At 58.8% G+C, this 17,736-nt stretch carries 13 protein-coding genes and 3 tRNA genes; 3 read left to right on the forward strand and 13 right to left on the reverse strand.

Features of this window, described 5'->3' with window-relative positions; genetic code table 11:
- Positions 1 to 127: 127 nt before the first annotated feature.
- From AC1PQG_RS16365 to AC1PQG_RS16380, 4 genes are all read right to left on the reverse strand, one after another.
- Positions 128 to 204 (reverse strand) — tRNA-Pro (locus AC1PQG_RS16365).
- Between the two features lie 118 nt (positions 205 to 322).
- Positions 323 to 1,291 carry an octaprenyl diphosphate synthase gene (gene ispB, locus AC1PQG_RS16370; RefSeq protein WP_481118878.1) on the reverse strand — a complete coding sequence of 323 codons (969 nt, stop codon included), beginning with the start codon at positions 1,289 to 1,291 and terminating at the stop codon, positions 323 to 325.
- 76 nt (positions 1,292 to 1,367) lie between these two features.
- Positions 1,368 to 2,111 (reverse strand): glycerophosphodiester phosphodiesterase, encoded by a 744-nt coding sequence (gene ugpQ, locus AC1PQG_RS16375; protein ID WP_481123024.1) that lies wholly within the window; start codon positions 2,109 to 2,111, stop codon positions 1,368 to 1,370.
- A gap of 17 nt (positions 2,112 to 2,128) precedes the next feature.
- Positions 2,129 to 3,298, reverse strand: a complete 1,170-nt coding sequence (locus AC1PQG_RS16380) for an extracellular solute-binding protein (protein WP_481118879.1) — start codon at positions 3,296 to 3,298, stop codon at positions 2,129 to 2,131.
- A gap of 284 nt (positions 3,299 to 3,582) precedes the next feature.
- Here AC1PQG_RS16380 and AC1PQG_RS16385 point away from each other — a divergent pair, with 284 nt between their 5' ends.
- Entirely contained in the window at positions 3,583 to 4,029 is a 447-nt protein-coding gene (locus AC1PQG_RS16385) for a hypothetical protein (protein WP_481118880.1), read from the forward strand.
- A 15-nt stretch (positions 4,030 to 4,044) separates the two neighbouring features.
- Here AC1PQG_RS16385 and AC1PQG_RS16390 read toward each other — a convergent pair whose 3' ends face one another.
- Genes AC1PQG_RS16390 through AC1PQG_RS16400 form a run of 3 tightly spaced genes read right to left on the reverse strand, consistent with a single transcriptional unit; the run spans position 4,045 to position 8,253 of the window.
- Positions 4,045 to 5,847, reverse strand: coding sequence for a putative bifunctional diguanylate cyclase/phosphodiesterase (locus tag AC1PQG_RS16390; RefSeq protein WP_481118881.1), 1,803 nt, complete (start codon positions 5,845 to 5,847; stop codon positions 4,045 to 4,047).
- Complete coding sequence (locus AC1PQG_RS16395; RefSeq protein WP_481118882.1) at positions 5,844 to 7,181, reverse strand: cyclic di-GMP phosphodiesterase; 1,338 nt, start codon at positions 7,179 to 7,181, stop codon at positions 5,844 to 5,846. The genes AC1PQG_RS16390 and AC1PQG_RS16395 overlap by 4 nt, the downstream gene beginning before the upstream one ends.
- 34 nt (positions 7,182 to 7,215) lie before the next feature.
- Positions 7,216 to 8,253: an aldo/keto reductase gene (locus tag AC1PQG_RS16400; RefSeq protein WP_481118883.1), complete on the reverse strand. Its 1,038-nt coding sequence runs from the start codon at positions 8,251 to 8,253 to the stop codon at positions 7,216 to 7,218.
- A 163-nt stretch (positions 8,254 to 8,416) separates the two neighbouring features.
- Between AC1PQG_RS16400 and rlmM the strand changes: the two genes are divergently transcribed.
- Together rlmM and AC1PQG_RS16410 are read left to right on the forward strand one after the other, a co-directional pair.
- Entirely contained in the window at positions 8,417 to 9,499 is a 1,083-nt protein-coding gene (gene rlmM, locus AC1PQG_RS16405) for a 23S rRNA (cytidine(2498)-2'-O)-methyltransferase RlmM (protein WP_481118884.1), read from the forward strand.
- Positions 9,500 to 9,579: 80 nt separating this feature from the next.
- A complete protein-coding gene (locus AC1PQG_RS16410; protein ID WP_481118885.1) occupies positions 9,580 to 11,028 on the forward strand; it encodes a DEAD/DEAH box helicase in 1,449 nt (482 codons plus the stop codon).
- A 102-nt stretch (positions 11,029 to 11,130) separates the two neighbouring features.
- Here the strand turns inward: AC1PQG_RS16410 and AC1PQG_RS16415 are convergent.
- The 6 genes from AC1PQG_RS16415 to AC1PQG_RS16440 form a co-directional block, all read right to left on the reverse strand.
- Positions 11,131 to 11,206: transfer RNA gene (locus AC1PQG_RS16415), tRNA-His, on the reverse strand.
- A 114-nt stretch (positions 11,207 to 11,320) separates the two neighbouring features.
- A tRNA-Thr gene (locus tag AC1PQG_RS16420) sits at positions 11,321 to 11,396 on the reverse strand.
- Between the two features lie 87 nt (positions 11,397 to 11,483).
- A complete protein-coding gene (locus AC1PQG_RS16425; protein WP_481118886.1) occupies positions 11,484 to 15,389 on the reverse strand; it encodes a pilus assembly protein in 3,906 nt (1,301 codons plus the stop codon).
- A complete protein-coding gene (locus AC1PQG_RS16430; RefSeq protein WP_481118887.1) occupies positions 15,367 to 16,062 on the reverse strand; it encodes a pilus assembly PilX family protein in 696 nt (231 codons plus the stop codon). Before AC1PQG_RS16430 ends, AC1PQG_RS16425 begins: the two co-directional genes overlap by 23 nt.
- Positions 16,055 to 17,305 carry a PilW family protein gene (locus AC1PQG_RS16435; protein WP_481118888.1) on the reverse strand — a complete coding sequence of 417 codons (1,251 nt, stop codon included), beginning with the start codon at positions 17,303 to 17,305 and terminating at the stop codon, positions 16,055 to 16,057. Before AC1PQG_RS16435 ends, AC1PQG_RS16430 begins: the two co-directional genes overlap by 8 nt.
- On the reverse strand, positions 17,280 to 17,729 hold the full coding sequence (locus AC1PQG_RS16440; RefSeq protein WP_481118889.1) for a type IV pilus modification PilV family protein: 450 nt from the start codon (positions 17,727 to 17,729) through the stop codon (positions 17,280 to 17,282). The genes AC1PQG_RS16435 and AC1PQG_RS16440 overlap by 26 nt, the downstream gene beginning before the upstream one ends.
- Positions 17,730 to 17,736: the final 7 nt, after the last annotated feature.

Raw genomic sequence — 17,736 nt, forward strand, 5'->3', positions numbered from 1 at the left:
GATAGCATCGCCAGTAAGCCGTATTTGCCGATTTCGGCAGTGGAAATGAAAATGGAGCAAAGTCGATTTTGACTTTGCTCCATTTTCATTTGAGTGCAAATAAAATTTCTATTTGCACTTGAATTGGTGGTCGGGGAAAGAGGATTCGAACCTCCGGCCCCTGCGTCCCGAACGCAGTGCTCTACCAGGCTGAGCTATTCCCCGACGCTTTACTGCTGAATTAGCGCTGTTTTGCTAATTCCCTAAAACAGAAGACGTTCATTTTACACTTAATTTCGACTTTGTAAAGTATTTTTTAAATACTTTTTAAATCTGCCGAAGCTCAGTATTTCCGTGCAACTGCGAAGGACGACAATTCTACCAACGATTCTTTAAAAATGGAAGAGGGAAGTTGATTAAGCGCATTAAGCGCGAGCTTGGCCTCTTCTTCAGCCACCTTACGGGTGGCTTCGATCGCACCGGATTCACGAATGGCACTCAGCACCGCTGCGAAGTCGTCCCGTCCGCCGGTCTCGATGGCCTTGCGTACACAGGCCGCCTGCTCGGACGTGCCGTGCTGCATGACGTGGATCAGCGGCAGGGTCGGCTTGCCTTCGGCCAGGTCGTCGCCAATATGCTTGCCGGTATCCGCCTCTTCGCCGGAATAATCCAGCACGTCGTCGATCAATTGGAAAGCCGTACCGATATGCATGCCGAAGGCAGCGAGGCTGTCCTCGAGTTCCTGTCCGACGCCACCCAGAATACCGCCGAGCCGGGCCGCCGCTTCAAATAGCTTGGCCGTCTTGTAACGGATCACGCGCAGGTAATCATCCACTGCGACGTCGGCGTTGTGGCAATTGAGCAATTGCAGGACTTCGCCTTCGGCAATCACATTGGTGGCGTCCGCGAGAACGCGCATCACCTTCATGTTGTCGGTGCCGACCATCATCTGGAATGCACGGGAATAAAGGAAATCCCCGACCAGCACGGAAGCCGCATTTCCGAACAGTGCATTGGCCGTCTTGTTGCCACGGCGCAATTCGGACTCGTCGACCACATCGTCGTGCAGGAGCGTTGCGGTGTGAATGAACTCCACGACCGCGGCCAATTCACGGTGGTAGCTGCCCTGATAACCGGCCGCACCAGCAGTAAACAAGACCATGGCCGGACGCAGTCTCTTGCCGCCGCTACCGATGATGTACTCGGCCACCTGGCGGATGAGGACCACGTCGGAGTAGAGGCGTTCCCTAATGACGGCGTCAAGCGCCTTCATGTCTTCGGCGATCGGCGCGTAAAGCTGCGTGAGAGACAAGACCATGCCCAGGATAGGAAAAACGCGATGGTAGGGGGCCGACCGCGGTGGCGTCAAGCCGGGCCGGTCAAGTAATTCACGACTCCGTCACAGGTGCGGACAGACGATCGGGACGGTCTGAAAACACACTGGAAACACCCCAATCCAGCAGGCGCCGAGCCTCCGCACGGGAGTTCACCGTATAGATCATCACCGCAAAACCCGCGTCGCATACGGCGGTGACATCGGCCTCAGTGACCCAGTGGCGTGACAGATTCAACGCAACGCAGGACAGTTGCCGCACGGTATCGAGGGCCGCTCGGGTATGGCGCTCCGCCAGCAAGGCTCGGGGAAGGTCGGGAGCTTCCTCGATGGCAGCCACGAGGGCATCAACGGAAAAGGAAGACAACAGAACCTGCTGGCCAGCAACGCCAGCGGCACTCAACATACGCCCGACGACCTGCCCGGTCTGCCTGTCATGGCCGGCAGCCGGCTTGATCTCCACATTGGCAGCCAACCCGAGACGCCGGCAGCTTTCGAGGGCCGCGGCAAAGGTGGGGATCGTCTCGCCGGCAAAAGCTGGATGGAAGCAACGACCGACATCGACGGCGGACAACTCCGCCGCGCTCAGCTCGGCAACCCTCCCCCCTCGACCGGCGGTGCGGTCCAACGTTTCATCGTGGATCAGGAAAGGCTGGCCATCCGCGGACAACATCACATCGAACTCGACGGCCCGACAACCGAGCCGGGCCGCAATCTCGAGCCCAGCCAGGGTATTTTCCGGCGCTAGCGCACCGCCGCAGCGGTGCGCTAGCAGCTCAGGCCACACCCAGCCGGCCATGGTCACTCAGACCTCGATCAGTCCAGCGCGCGCGAGCGCGACACGGCATTGTCGAGGGCTAGCTTGGACGGCTTGCGGTCGTCCCAGACGGACTCCAGCTCTTCCTCTATGATGCGGCGGACCGCTGCACGCTGCGGGTAGCTGCTCGCCCGGGACACGGAGCTCACCGGCTTGTGGGTCAGCTGCTGCACGCCGATGCGGATGGCCGCAAGGTCATCCGCCAGCAAGCGGCTTTCGGAAGCCAGCAGGCCTGCACGGTTGAGGGGCAGGTAACCCGCGGTGCGCTGCCATTCCACCTGACTCTCGCTGCTCAGCCAGAAGCTCACGAAACGGGCGATGGCCTTGTACTCGGCCGGCTTCTTGCCTGCGCCAATCCACATGGCCGGACCGTCAGCGAGGGTGTTCTGCGGCGCGCCGTAATAGTCTTCATGGTAAGGCAGCGTTGCCACACCAACCTCGAACCCGGCCTGGCGCTGCAAAGTCGGGAAGGCGGCGGAAGGTGCAGTGAGCACCGCGCACTCGCCCTTGGCGAAATGCTCGGTGGCTTCGTCGTCGCGGCCGAAGAGATGCAGGTAGCGGGCCTTCACCCACGAAGACAGCATCGCCACGTGCTTGACCTCGAGCATGCCGTTGATGGTCAGGCTGGCCCTCTTGCCTTCGGAGACGACCGGCTCGTTGTGCCAGGCGCTCATGTTCTCGACCAGAATCCAGGCCGGCTGGGCGGTGGTGTAAGGACAGGTGGCGCCGTGCGCAACCAGCTGGCCGAGGGCCTTTTGCAGCGCCTGCCAGGTCTTTGGCGCGTTATCCGGATCGACACCCGCGTCACGGAAGGCCTGCTTGTTGTAGAACATCACCGGAGTCGACAGACCGACCGGTAGGGCAACCAGGCGATTGGCGCTATCGAGCGGAGTCGGCGTCATCATCGCCGGCGCACGCAGGGTCTCGAAACGCTCGCCGGCATCCTTCATGACCTGATGAAGCGGGCGATAGCGTGTCGCGCCACTCAGGAAGCCAGGCAGGTCCCGCTCGCCAAGGATCATCATGTCCGGCAACGCGCCGTCGTTCCAGCGGCGCTCACGCACCACCACCTTGACCGCCGGATTGGTCGCGTTGTAGCGATCGACCAGTTTCTGCAACTGCTCGCCCTTGTCAGCGCCAAGGCTGTGCACCAGTTCGACTTCTTTCACGGCGGCATCCGCCGGCGCGGCACGGGATGCCTGTGGTTTGGCAGCTGGCTGCGATTTGGCTGCGGCAGCCATGACTGGGGAGACGCACACAGCGCCGAACGCCGCCAGCAGGGCGGTACGACTGAAGATATTCATGGGGAAGAGGTCCATCGACAGGAAGACGCAAATCAGGCGCTAATTATAGTGAGAAGCGCCCTGCTCCGCCCGCCCGGATTCGTGACAAGACGTTCAAGTCCCCCGCATGGAGGCCGTTTACGAGGTCAATGCAACGCGACCAGCGAGCCATGACGAAACTCTCCCTGCGCCTGATGCTTTCGATTGTCGGCACCACCGCCCTGCTCGGCGGCTGCGAACGCCTGGGCATACCAGACCCGAGCAAGGCCGCCGCTCAGACCGAGGCCGAAGGCAAGGCAATCGGCAGCGCCTGCCGGCATGCGGGACGGGCGATCGAAGACTGCTTCACACTTAACCAGGGGGCATCCAAGGCTTCGGTGTTTGCTGGCTGGAAGGAAATGAACGACTACATGGCGGAGAACAAGATCAGCGAGGTCGCGCCGCAGCTTCCCCCGCCTCCACCGCCCACCCCACCCGGAACCAAGCCGGCCAAAGCCAAGAGTGTCGACGCTGATACGCAAAATGACGCCACGGACAGCGAAGACGGCACCAAGAACGATGCTGACTCAGCCACCGCAGACGAAACTCCACGCAAACGCCGCCGCGCCAAGGAATGACCACCGCGGGACGATTCAGCCAGAAGGCGGAGAATCTTCCTGACGGACCGCGTCCCGCCACCAGTCGATAAACACGTCAACAGGCATGGCCGACGCGTAGAGATACCCTTGGGCGCAGTCGCAGCCCATGGCGGCCAACATGCTTTCGGTTTCCTCGTTCTCTACGCCCTCGGCCACGACCTCCAGGCCGAAGGCGTGAGCGATACGCACCATCAACTCGACGATGGAGCGGTCGCTGGCCGACTGGACGATACGCTCGACGAAGGACTTGTCGATCTTCAGTTCGTCCACCGGCAGACGGCGCAGGTAATCCATGGACGAATAGCCGGTGCCGAAATCGTCCAGCGCCAAGCGCCCACCGCCTCCTTTCAAGGCCTCGAGCGTACGCACGGACATGCCCTCGCTCGACACCAGCCCCCCCTCGGTCAACTCGAAACACAGCCTGGACGGACTGATCCGCCAGGTTTCGCAGGTCTGCCGGATGAAGAGGGGCAATTCCGGGTCCTGCAGATCCTCCGCCACCAGATTGGCCGAGATCCGCAGTTCGCAACCGGCCGCATCCAACGCAGCGAGGCTCTGGGCGGCCTGTTGGATCACCCAGCGGGACAGATCGGCCATGAGTCCCAGGCGCTCGAAGACACGCAAAACACGCCCTGGGGAAACCGCCCGCCCTTCACTGTCGGTCCACCGCAGCAAGGCTTCGGCCCCCACGGGCCGGCGCGACGGCAACACTACCTGTGGCTGCAGGTAAAGCCGGAACTGGCGCGCCTCGAAAGCACGGGCCACTTCGGTCTCGAAATGTGCGTCCCTGTCGGCCCGACGCGTCACATCGGGACAGTACACATCGAAGAGCTGCCCCGAACGCCTGGCCACATTCACCGCCATCCTCGCGGTTCGTTCGAGATCCAGAACGTTTCGGGCATGCTCCGGAGCCCAACTGCCGCCGGCACAAAAACGGCCACGCAAGGCCGGAAACGCGTTGCTGCGTGCAGCATCGCAGGCATCCACCAACTTGTAGGCCGCCAGGGATACCTGCGCGGAACTGCGCAGATCCGGCAAGATTACCGCCCACTCCGCATTTCCCAGGGCACAGAGCACATCCCGCGGGCGCAGCGCCGCCCTCATGGCATCGGATAGCGCCAGACGCAAGCAATCCTGCTCATCCAGCGCGAGGACATCGGCTGCAAACCCCCAATCTGCGGTGACAAGCACAAGGCCGAGCACATCGCCCTCTCCGACACACTTCAGGTACTCGGTCAGCAGGCCTAGAAAGCGGCGCCGATTGGGAATGCCGAGCACCGGATCGGCATCCTCGGCGCAGATGCGGAAGGCCTGCTCCTGCTCGACCGTCGCCTCGGCCAACACCCCGCCAAGACAGAATCCAAGACGTACCAACGCCATCTGGATGTCCAACTCGAGGCGATGAGCCGTGCTCCGCTCACCGAGCAATTGGGCCTGGCACTCCCCGAGGAGGGCTTCGGTCGCCAGGAAAGGAAATTCGGCCACGGCGCCTGCCAGATAGCATTCGAGCCAGCGCCTCACCAACTCCCGCAGCCAGGTCGCGGAAAAATCCCACTCGGCAAGACGGGCCAGGCTGGCACAAAACGCATCCAGCGGTGCCCCGCCCCCCTCGCCAACATGGACGAAGCGTTCGGCAAGCCCAGCCGCCAGCACATCCACATCGACCATCCGGCCGAAAGCCCTGATGGCCGCCTGTTCCGCCGGTCCGATACCGTAACGCAACAACAGACGCGCCAAGGCATCCCCATCGAAAGTCGGCACCACCAGGCCACCGGGGTTCAGGGCTCGAGTATTCATCTCAGATAGAACTCGGATGGCACCACGCCATAGGCCCCGGGTGGCAGGGCCTTCACGATGAAATACTGTTCTCCGACCGCACCGGGCCGGTCGTACAGGAGATCGACAGTCTGGGGATAGGTGTTCGGCTTCTTGTCCGGCCCGAGGAGGATCATGACCTTCGGCTTCAGGCGACGGATGCGATTCTGCGCGACGACCACCGCGACTTCACCCGAGTTGAGCTCGACCAAGGTGCCAACGGGATAGAGGCCGATGCACTGCACGAACTGATCGATCAGACTCGCAGAGAAGCAGCCCCCACGCTGGGCGCGCAACGCATCCAACGCAGTCTGGGCACTCTCCGCCGCACCATACGGGCGCTCGCGGGTCATCGCGCAGTAGACGTCGCAGATACCGGAGATCTCGGCCATGATGCCTAGCGCCTTCCCGCTCAAGCCGGTCGGATAGCCACTACCGTCCACCCGCTCATGGTGTCTTCCGACAATCTCGAGCATCGCCGAACTTGCATGGGGAGATGCGGACAGGATCTGTCTCGAGTAATCCACGTGAGTCTTGAAAATCTCGTACTCCGTGGGCGTCAATCCGCCGGATTTGTGCAGAAGGCGCTGAGGAAGCCGCAGCTTGCCGACGTCCTGCAACATGCCAGCCATGCCAAGCGTTGCGATAGCATCCTCCCCCAGCCCCAGCGCACGTCCGAAGATCATCACGTGCGCGGCAACGTCGAGGGAGTGATCGTAGCTGTAACGATCCGTCTGCTTGAGGCGCACCAACCACAGAAGCGCATCCGGATTGCGGGCGACGCTCAACACCATTTCGGCCACGACACTGCGCACGCGTTCCAGATCCGGATTCAGACAGCTCTGCACGTCATGGGCAATCTGCTCCAGCACACCCTGCGCACGGGCCATGACCGGGAGTGTCGCGGCAATCTCGGTTTCGAGAGGCACTTCCGTTGCAACGGTGCTCGCACTCGACGTGCCTAGATCGATCGTCTCACCATCGCCCTGCTGTTCGAGGCCCCCCGCACGCAGAGCCCGCAACAGCGCAAAGAAATCGAGGGGACGCCGCCTTGCTCCCAGATCAAGCGGCCCCTTTGAAGCCTGCCGATGCCCGGGCAATCCTTCCGGCACCTTCGGATCGGAGCGCCAGGCATCGCCGACGGAACGACTCCGATCAACGTATACGAAGCGGCATTCCCGCTGCACCTGTCCAAGCATCGCCTCATTCTCGATCAGAAAGCCCTGCAGCAGGAACGGCGACTCCAGCCAGGGGCGATCGAGTTCGTCCACAAACATGCCAATGCTCAGATCGCGGGCTGCTACGATTTCCCTCAACGCACTTCTCCCGAACGACGACCGTCACCGATAGTCAGGGCGCCGGATTCGTGAACTGCAGGTGTATTGCATCTATCCCGGCCAGCACGGCTTCCGGCAAGACCCGCTCGGCGGCCCGTAGATTGGCTTCAAGCTGTGCAACGGACGTTGCTCCAAGGATGGTACTCCCCACCAGCGGCTGCGCGACCACGAAGGCGATCGCCAGCTCTGTGGCCGTCAGGCCATGCTGTCGGGCCAGCTCCACGTAGGCCGCCACCGCCGGATGGACATTTGGCTTGTCGTAACGCTGCCCGAAACTGGGGAACAGGGAAATCCGGCCGGCCGCTGCAGGGTCGTCGAGATACTTGCCCGTCAGGTGGCCGAAGGCCAGCACGGAATAGGGCAACAAGCTGATCTTCTCGCGGAAGCACACCTCGGAAAGCCCTTGCTCAAAGACCCGATTGAGCAGGTTGTAGGCATTCTGGATGGTGGCAACCCGCGGCAGACCCAGTTCATCGGCAATCCGCAGGAACTCCATCACCCCCCAGGGGTGCTCGTTGGACAGCCCTACATAGCGGATCTTGCCCTCCTTGACGAGTTCCCCGAGGACTTCCAGCTGCTCACGAATCGGCGTCGCCGGACGCTCGGCGGCCGGATCGAAACGCCACTGCCCGAACATGGGCTGATTGCGGGCCGGCCAGTGCAATTGATACAGATCGACGTAATCGGTGCCGAGCCGCCGAAGGCTTCCTTCCAGCGCTGCCCGGATATTGTCCCCATCCATCGCCTGCGGTCCTCCGCGAATCCAGCCCATTCCGCGCGCCGGACCCGCCACCTTGGTGGCCAGCACGACCTTGTCGCGCGCCCTCCCCTTCAGCCACGAGCCGACGATGGACTCAGTCGCGCCGTAGGTCTCGGCTTGGGCCGGAACCGGATACATCTCAGCCGCATCGATGAAATTCACACCATGGGCGAAGGCGGCATCGAGCTGGGCATGCCCTTCCGCCTCTGTGTTCTGGCGGCCAAAGGTCATCGTACCGAGACAAACCGACGAAACCTGCAAGTCGCTGCTCCCCAACTGGCGATATTCCATGAAATAGCTCCCAAAACCCCGGTAAAGAGACGGCCCCGGCACAACGATCGGTTATCATCCGCCACCAGTCGGCCCGCCACCGCGCCGGGAATTGACGGCAGTGGCCGCTGGATATTCCGGAATTCTACACATCCATCCTGCCACGACACTCCTTCAGCCCGTCATGTCGTCTGTCAACCAGCCTCACCCGGCGCTCGGCGTCCTCGTCCAATGCCGGCCCGGTTTCGAAGCCGATGCCGCCCAGGAGCTCCAGACTGAAAGTCGGCGCCTCGCGGGCCGGATCGAAGCCCCCAGCAACGGCGGTTTCGTCTATCTCGCCCTGGACACCCCGGCCCCACACGATGAAATACGGCGCCGCCTCGACATCTCGCGGCTGATCTTTGCCCGCCAGGCCTTCCAGGTTCTGGCGATCATCGACGATCTGCCCGAGCGCGACCGGCTGACCCCCTTGAAGGAGGCCATCGCATCCTTCGGCGAGCGCTTCTCGGCACTTCTATTGGAGACTCCCGACACCAACGACGGGAAAGAGCAATCGGGCTTCCTGAAACGCTTCGGCCCCTTGCTGCAGGAGTCGTTGGATCAAGCCGGCCTGCTGCGACCCGACACACCGCACCTGCCGCGCCTGCACCTTTTCCTGGTCGGCAGTCGGCAGGCCTGGCTCGGCCTCAGCCAACCCAGCGAGTCCTCGCCATGGCCAATGGGCATCCCACGCCTGCGCATGCCCAAAGAGGCGCCAAGCCGTTCCACGCTCAAACTCGCCGAGGCGATCCTCACCCTGCTCACGCCTGACGAGCAACAGGCCACACTACGCGCCGGTCTGCAGGCCGTCGACCTGGGGGCCTCCCCCGGTGGCTGGAGTTGGCAACTGGCCAGCCGGGGCTTGCGGGTCACCGCCATCGACAACGGCCCCCTGGCCCCTTCGGCACTGGCGACCGGCCTCATCACGCACCAGCGTGCCGACGGTTTCACCTGGCGCCCCAAAAAACCCGTCGAATGGATGGTCTGCGATATGGTGGAACAACCATCACGAATCGCCCCCCTGATGGCCGAATGGATCGCCAGCGGACGCTGCCGGCACACGATCTTCAACCTCAAACTGCCGATGAAGCGCCGCCAGGAGGAAGTGGAACGCTGCCGCGCCCTCATCGACCAGCGCCTGCGCCCGGCGGGCATCAAATATACATTGCGAATCAAACACCTCTATCACGACCGGGAAGAGGTTACGTGCTATCTGACGCGGCGCTGAGCGCGCTCCGATGTATAATGCTTGCCTACTTAAATGCTGCGGTGCACTAAACAAACAGCACCGCCATCGTGATCATATCCATGTCGTTTTCCGAACTCGGGCTCATCCCTGAAATCCTGCAGGCCGTCACCGACGCCGGCTACTCCGAACCCACCCCGATCCAGCGCCAGGCGATTCCCGTCGTCCTCGCCGGACACGACGTCATGGGCGGAGCCCAGACAGGCACGGGCAAGACCGCCGGGTTCACGCTGCCGCTGCTGAACCGCCTGGCCCGTCACGCCAGCACCTCGACCAGCCCGGCCCGCCACCCGGTACGTGCGCTGATCCTCGCACCGACGCGCGAACTGGCGATGCAGGTGTTCGAGTCCGTAAAGCTGTACTCCAAGCATCTGCCCCTGCGCAGCACCTGCATCTATGGCGGCGTCGACATGAACCCGCAGATCCAGGAGCTCCGCCGCGGCATCGAGATCGTTGTGGCAACCCCGGGCCGCCTGCTCGATCACGTCCAGCAAAAAACCATTGCCCTCGGCCAAGTCGAGTTCCTGGTGCTGGATGAAGCCGACCGGATGCTCGACATGGGCTTCATCCCGGACATCCGCCGCATCCTCTCACTGCTGCCAGCCAATCGCCAGAGCCTGCTGTTCTCGGCCACCTTCTCGGACGAGATCAAGAAACTCGCCGACCAGATGCTGAAGAATCCGCAACTCATCGAAGTGGCCCGCCGCAACATGGTCAGCGAGACGATCACCCACATCGTCCATCCCGTTTCCAGCGGCCTCAAGCGCAACCTGCTGGCTCACCTGATCCGCCACGAAGACCCATCGAATCAGGTTCTGGTTTTCGTGGACACCAAGTTCGCCTGCAGTCGGCTCGCCCACTTCCTCGAACGGCATGACATCTCCGCGGACTCCATCCACGGCGACAAGAGCCAGCAAGCCCGCACCGAGACACTCGACAATTTCAAGAGCGGCAAGATCCGCGTGCTAGTGGCCACCGACGTCGCAGCCCGCGGCCTCGACATCGAAGACCTGCCCTCGGTGATCAACTTCGAACTCCCCCACACCGCCGAAGACTACGTCCACCGCATCGGCAGAACCGGTCGAGCTGGCAAGAAGGGGAAAGCAGTATCGTTGGTCAGCGCCGAAGAGCGGCATCGTCTGGCCGACATCCAGAAACTGATCAAACTGGAAATCCGGCAGGAGGTCGTCCACGGTTATGAACCGGAAGCCGATTTCTTCGAAGGCGAAGCAGGCCGTCGGCGCAAGGCTCCGGCAGCGACCTCTCGCCAGCAATCGGAAAGCAGTCCAAGCGATCGTCGCAAACCCAGCGAACGGGAGCGCCCCGCACCCCGGGGCCGCAAGCCCAGCCACATCGCACCAGACGGCTTCGACTTCAGCAAACCCTACGAAGCGCCAAAAGATCTTTCCCAACAGGCAGGCAGCACAACAACCCCTGCCGCGGGACGTGAAATTCACAAAGCCCAGCGTCCTATCGCATTTCTGCTCGGCGGCCTTGGACGCAAGGCATAACAGAATCCACAGCAGCTTTGGTAATGCGCCCGCCGCGCATTACCACCAACACAGCAAAAAAAGAAAAAGCCCTGATTTCTCAGGGCTTTTTCTTTTATATTCTGGGGCGACATACCGGGATCGAACCGGTGACACCTGGAATCACAATCCAGTGCTCTACCAACTGAGCTAATGCCGCCACTGCTGACTTTCAAAAAACATCTCAAAGCTTTAGCCGACAAGCACTTTCACTTGCGCAACTTCAAGCCTCAGCAAAAAGGCCAACCCTTTGGAGTTGGCCCGAATGCATTTATGGTGCCGCTGACCGGAATCGAACTGGTGACCTTCGCATTACGAATGCGCTGCTCTACCGACTGAGCTACAGCGGCTCCAAGAGCTGCGCATTATACAGACAAAGAAAAATTACGCAAGCCTGTTATCCCATATAAACGCATGCAGTGACGAGAGGCCCATCCTTACTGCCCGATAATTCGCCAGTTCAAAACACGCGGATCGCCAAAGCCCGAAACTTGACTCCCAACGAACGAGGGCGCCGATGCATCACTGCGAGACCCGACAAGCCTAATAGTCGATCCGTAACGGACCAGTCTCAATCCCGCCAACCCTACGCTCGAAGGGACACTCCCCTGCACCGTCACTGCATTGCTAGTAGCATCAAGCAAGGAGAAAACCGATTTTGCGGTTCCATATTTGACGGCGTATGTCGAGCTGACACCAGCGGGATTGCACTTATCCTGGGTCATAGCAGACCCGATCCATGAGACGACACCTTCATTGGCCTGAGGATTAATCACAATCTGCTCAGGTCCTTTACTGGCTCCTGCCGGCGCCTTCGGAGAGTCCGCAGTCTCAATGAGATCGTAGTACCACCCCATAGGCTTGCTCGAGTCCATTGTCACGCCCTCTATGAGATTCGCCACCTGCACCATTTGGCTCCGCCCGACAGGGAATGTAACTCCTGAAGGCAGGGGATTAGGCGCACCTGCCACCGTCGAGTATGGATTGGTCACCGTACCATCTCGCACGGCATAAAAAGTCTGCCGCTGCGTACTATCCCGGTCATTGGTATGAAGAAGACGCCCGGTTCCGACAAAAACATATCGCACCAGATCGGGCGCAATTTCAATTAACGGCTCGGTCGTCACAGGTTGCGGGTTCCCGTCAGCGTCCCTCAAAATGGCGATCGGCGTCGTCTCGCTTGGAACCGATAGCGTCGGGCTCATGAAATCAAAACGCCACACATTACCGAGCAAATCCCCTGCATAGAGTTGATCCATGGTCATGTCAGCATAATCCTGCACATATCCCGACACATTAGCCAGACCTGACGGTGTTGTCACACTACCTGCAGAAGTAGTGATTTTCTGGAGAAGAGCGCCATTTGTAGGATTGAGCACGAACACCACCCCCTTGCCCGGCACGCTGTTACTGGACACGCCAAGGTTGTTATTGTAGCCAGCAGCAATGACAACCACCCATCCCCATTTCCGCGTTTTCACGATAAAAGGACGCCCATAACTGAACCCCATGTCCTCGTGAGTAAACTCCCAGAGAACCTTGCCGGCAATGGTCGCCTCAGACGTTGATGAAGTAGGGACATCCGTCACGTCCATTGCAACATAACTGCGCCCGCCCTTTCCCAAGCCCGTAACAAGAAGCGTGCGCCAATCTGACCTTGCAGCATTGGTCTCAATGACACCTCCCGCTCTCGAAAAGTTGACATCCCGCGCAAATGGCGTAGCATTTACATAATAATGATGAAGGTAGTCATTGCCACTCAACGCCTTCAAACCACTGTCCACCGGTACTCCATCCGGGCCCGCAAACATCGCATTTGGCACAACCGCAAACAACTCCGCCCCCCCTCCGGTACCGGAAACGCGCGCATCAAACGCATGGAGCATTCCGTCATTGGCGCCAACATATATGACCGGTATTCTGGAGGCCTTTGCTGCCACAAAAGCAGAATACCCCGGATTATAGCTATCACTATAGACCTCGCTAGGCGGCCCAACGTACAACGCCCCCGAGTCGACAATATCTCCCAGGACCGAAGCGCGATAACGATAAGTATTTCGGGTCGTCAATGTAGACTGCTTACTGGTATCCCCGCGCAAATAGTTCAGTATGTCACTCTGCTCCGTCGTCGTGGCCCCTAGAGTGGCTTTCTGTGCGGTCGAAAGACTTCCAATCCTGAACGGCACCCCAACCAGCACACCAGAACTATTGGGCGCCAGCGTCACCACCTTGCGCGCAGCATCCCATCCAGTCCCCGCCACCTTGGCATCAAGCAGCGAGGCTGCACTCCACACCAAACTTGTCTTGATCAAACCGGGTGTCGTGGAAGCATCGATTGTGAAGCCCTGCAAATCTCCGGACCAATATTGGGAATTGTAGCTTGTCAGGTACACTCCATCGGTAGTCGCTGTCGTGGAAATGGCCGACGACTGCAAAGCAGCTCCCGCTGCGGCCCCGATCATTGCGTTGATTTGGCTAAATGCGGAAGAAAGACCCGTCAACATGCGATCAGGATCGGACGCGGGGAAATAGGCATCTGGCAGGACCTCACCCGCGTACGTTTGCTTCAAGGCATTCCACTCACCCTCATCAGGCACGCCGTTATTATTCACATCCTTGAATGCACCGTACTTTGCGGCCTTCTGATACTGGTTATTGGGTGCCTTCTGTGAGAACTCCAGCACATCAAGCCAAAAAGTTTTGATACGCATACTCGGAAAATCGCTCCGAAGGGCCTGGGTATTAGCGGCAAAAGCCAAGCCTGCGATGTAATCGCGGCTCAGATTATAGCTCGGAATTTGCGTCACCCAGTAATTGGCAGTCTGTCCAGCAAACCTTTCCCCAGCGACAACCGCATTTACCGGCGTAACACCACCGGACAGATTGGAGTCACAGCATGTATTTGTATCCCCCACGCCAATAACAAACTGCTTCTGACACATCCCTCCCGCATCTGCACTCAAAACCGGATCTTTCCATGTCGAAATGACAGGAAAGTCATCCTTTATTGCTTTTTTTTGCGCAGCCGTCAAAGACAGCACAGACCCCGAATTTGGAACAGGGGGTATGCTCGAGTAACCGGGAACATTGCCAATCCCTTTCGGACCAAGAAGATAACGCAACGCCACCGCATACATCTCACTGACATTGTCGTATCTCTTGTAGCTTTTTGCACCATATCCGAAATTATTCAAATAATTGATTGCCCCCGTCTTTGTGACATCAGCATCGCCGCCCTTGTCAGCCGGATAAGGATCAGAAGGAAAAACCCCCGTAGGCAGAATCTCATAAGTCTTGGAGTCGTTTATATGGGCCTTCAAAACCCCGCCATCCACGGCCTGCAACTGCGTATCGTTACCATAGGTGTCGTTATTCAGATTTAAATAGCTGACAGCGCCAAAACGCATCCGACCAATGTTCTTCTGAATCAGCCCAACCGGCTTATAGACGAACTTTGTCTTGTCATCGGGGCTTTGATATTTCTGACAGTAATAATTGTCTGGATACTCGTGCTTGGTTGGATCTGTTCCATCGCACACCCGGACACGAACCGGGTAACTCTTGTAAACCGTTCCGCCTGCCGTTGTGCCCGAACTATAACTAAACTCGACGTTAAGCCCCTTATTGAGAACGACGGCCACAAGATTCTTGGTCCCGCTCACCGGAAAAGGAGTGTAGGAAGTAATGTCTCCAGATGACAACGATTTATCTGGAAAATTCTGCTGCGTCCCCTGATTACTCGACCAACTCTTCTTCAATACAGTCGTCCCAACGGGCGTCGTGGCCGAGAAATCAAGAGGTAGATCGATATCTCTCGCCCCGCCCGTCAACGCCCAGCGAAACAGATCAAGAACCGACATGGTCGCCCAGTTCAAGTAGTTTCCCGACCACTCGCCGGGACACTTAAAGGCGTTCGTTACATCCGTCGTATTGCCCGACGGCTTGAAGTAGGTATTTGAAGTGTCGTACGTGTAGCACTTGGTCGGATCGAAATAACCGAGATACTTGCGTGTTTTTTCGAAAAGACTGTCTGATGTTGAATTGGCAGCCAAGGCCGAGCTGAAATTGGCGTGACTCTGCGCCGTCGGAAACTCCACTGACAGCGCAAGCATCACATTGGCAGGTACCGCTTCCTGACTTGCAGGAATCGGCACGTCGGCAAGGCTGGTTTCAGCCGCGCGCGCACACGGCAAGACAGCGCTCAACAAGGCGGTAGCAAGCAAGAGTCGCGCTGCGATCCGTCCGGATTCGACACCTGGGCATTTGCGCTGTACTTTAAGCAGGTTCATCATCATCAATCCCCGTTTGACGGAAACAACACTATTCTTGCGCAAAGGTAACAATCCACTGCGCGTAAGTCTGGCTGTTGCGCACCCCGTCAGTACGCACCGTAACCCGATAAAGAGGGGTAGCCGTGGAGCCGGGCTTTCCAGCCCATCCCGTCCCGCCCCGAGGAGAATTGCTTGAAAGCATGCATGTGACGGCCGATGCCGGCCCATAAGTCGTGCACATACGCTCAATCAAGAACCTGGTCTTGGTCACATCCGATGCAGCAAATCCTCCGGTATAGGATTGCGCCGCCACTTTGAAGACCGAATCGAATGCAGTTGCATCCTTGATAATAACGGGAATCCCATTTTCATCGGACTCAAGCAGACGAGGATAGAAATTCTGCTTGACCCATTCCGTTGCTGCGGTGCACTTTACTCCGGTACTCGCCGGCGGAGGACAACCGACAATGGAATCCTGGATACTCAGGAGTGTTGTTCTATTGGTACCTGTCATTTGCTTGAACGCATCGCCAAGCCCACGTGCCGACCGGCTATTTGTATCGCGCTTGAAGCCGATATTGCCCGACAGCAAAGCCGACGTACCGACCGAACTCAGCAAGGATGTCGCCCCCAGCATCATTACAAGCAAGATAATCAGTACGACAGCCAGAACGGCACCGCCCTGCCGCCCAAAGCCGCCTCTGAACCCAACGGACATAGCACCTTCAATATGAAAATCACACATTGGGCGGCACCTTCATGTTTCTTAAAGGAATGACCCACTCATACACCTGATATTGGTAACGCTGCTCGTCTACACTCAGGGATCTCTTGAATCGCCTCTTCTCGGGCAAATCCTGGAACAGATTCAATTCAGTGACGGGAGCATCGGTCATGAACGGTTGAGCCGAACGCATTACCACAGCGATGCGAATAGCCTTGATATATCCGATTTTTTGCTGGGTTGCCAGCTTCCCATCAAATACGTTGGCTATCGTCCAGCCACTCTCCGACGGTGAAACCCATTCATCCACTGCGTTGTCGTTGTCCGTCCCTCCAACGCCATCGTCAAGCCCATACCTAGCCTTGATGAGAAACACATTTTCGCCAAGAACCTGTGGCTCAGAACGGTTGAGAATGTCGAACTGAACGATTTCCCCGTTGCCGTTGACGCCCAGCAAGGCAAACGTCGGTGCATTCCGCAACCCCAAGTGGAATGCAGCCGGGGCCCTCGTAAGGATTCCTGAGTCAACATTTCCATACGACAATCCATTCAAAGGGATATCGGCATTGGAAACCGTCACAACCTTGGCCCCGATAGAACTGTCCGCGGCCAGCGTTGCAGGCGAAAAAGTGCTCTGCGCCTGCACCAGGCGACAATCCCCGGGGTCATCTGGAACGTCCTGGGGAACCGTCAGGAACACATCGAACAAGGAGGCATCTGCACCGGCCTTGAGCCCCATACCAAGGGCTGGAGTGGGCTTCAGCACAAGCGATGAACCTGTCGTCGAAACCATGATGGGCCTGTTACCTGCAGCGGAATCCCCTGCCATGACGACAAGAACGTCGGATCCGCTTGTTCCACCGTCAACGATGGCCAACGGAACCGCCCGAATTTTCTGGGGAACACTGCCGAAAGGACTCGGAAACGGGTCAGGGCGCGGAAGGATGGCCGTCCCTGCGTAATTCACCAACAATTGACACCCCCAGACGTGCGAGCCTCGTGCCAGCCCAGCCCCTGCCTCCTGAAGCACCAGATCCAACCGCTGGGCGACGATTGCCGCAGCCTGCGTGGCATCCCCCGCCCCGGACAAATTGCGACGAAACGTCTCACTCGACGAAAAAGTCTGCATGATGACCAGACTGGCCAAAAGCCCAACCACCATTCCAACCATCAATTCGACAAGGCTAATACCCGACTGTCGCGCATGACACAGCCTGCGATGCCGTCTGCAATGGCGGTTAGAAAAGCAGGGTTGTCGTTTCATATACTCCGTGCTCCACCTTTGACTTAGTCGCATCAGTCGCCCCAGGCAAATCCCATTGAAGCACGACTGTAACAATGAAGGTATCAGCCGCATCCCCCTTGGAAACCGCCACCCGGGCCTTCGCGTTGGGCAATTTGCTTCCAGCAACAACTCGCTGATCGAACCACACTTTGGAAGTAGCACCACTTGCACCACTTCCATCCGAATTAAACGGATAGTTGCTGAGTACGAGATCGCGCCTGTCAACAGCCATTTTGGCAAGCAATTCGTCCGTGAGAATGGCAGCCTCCGTTCGAAAGCGGGCATCCGTGACAATTCGTGTGGATGCAGCTTGAAAACCGATCATCCCGAGCAAACCCAAGGAAAATATCAATAGCGCGACCAGCGCTTCAAGCAAAACGTAACCGTGAATCGCACGTTTCATCACAGGA

The organism is Zoogloea sp. GDB6, assembly GCF_056724105.1.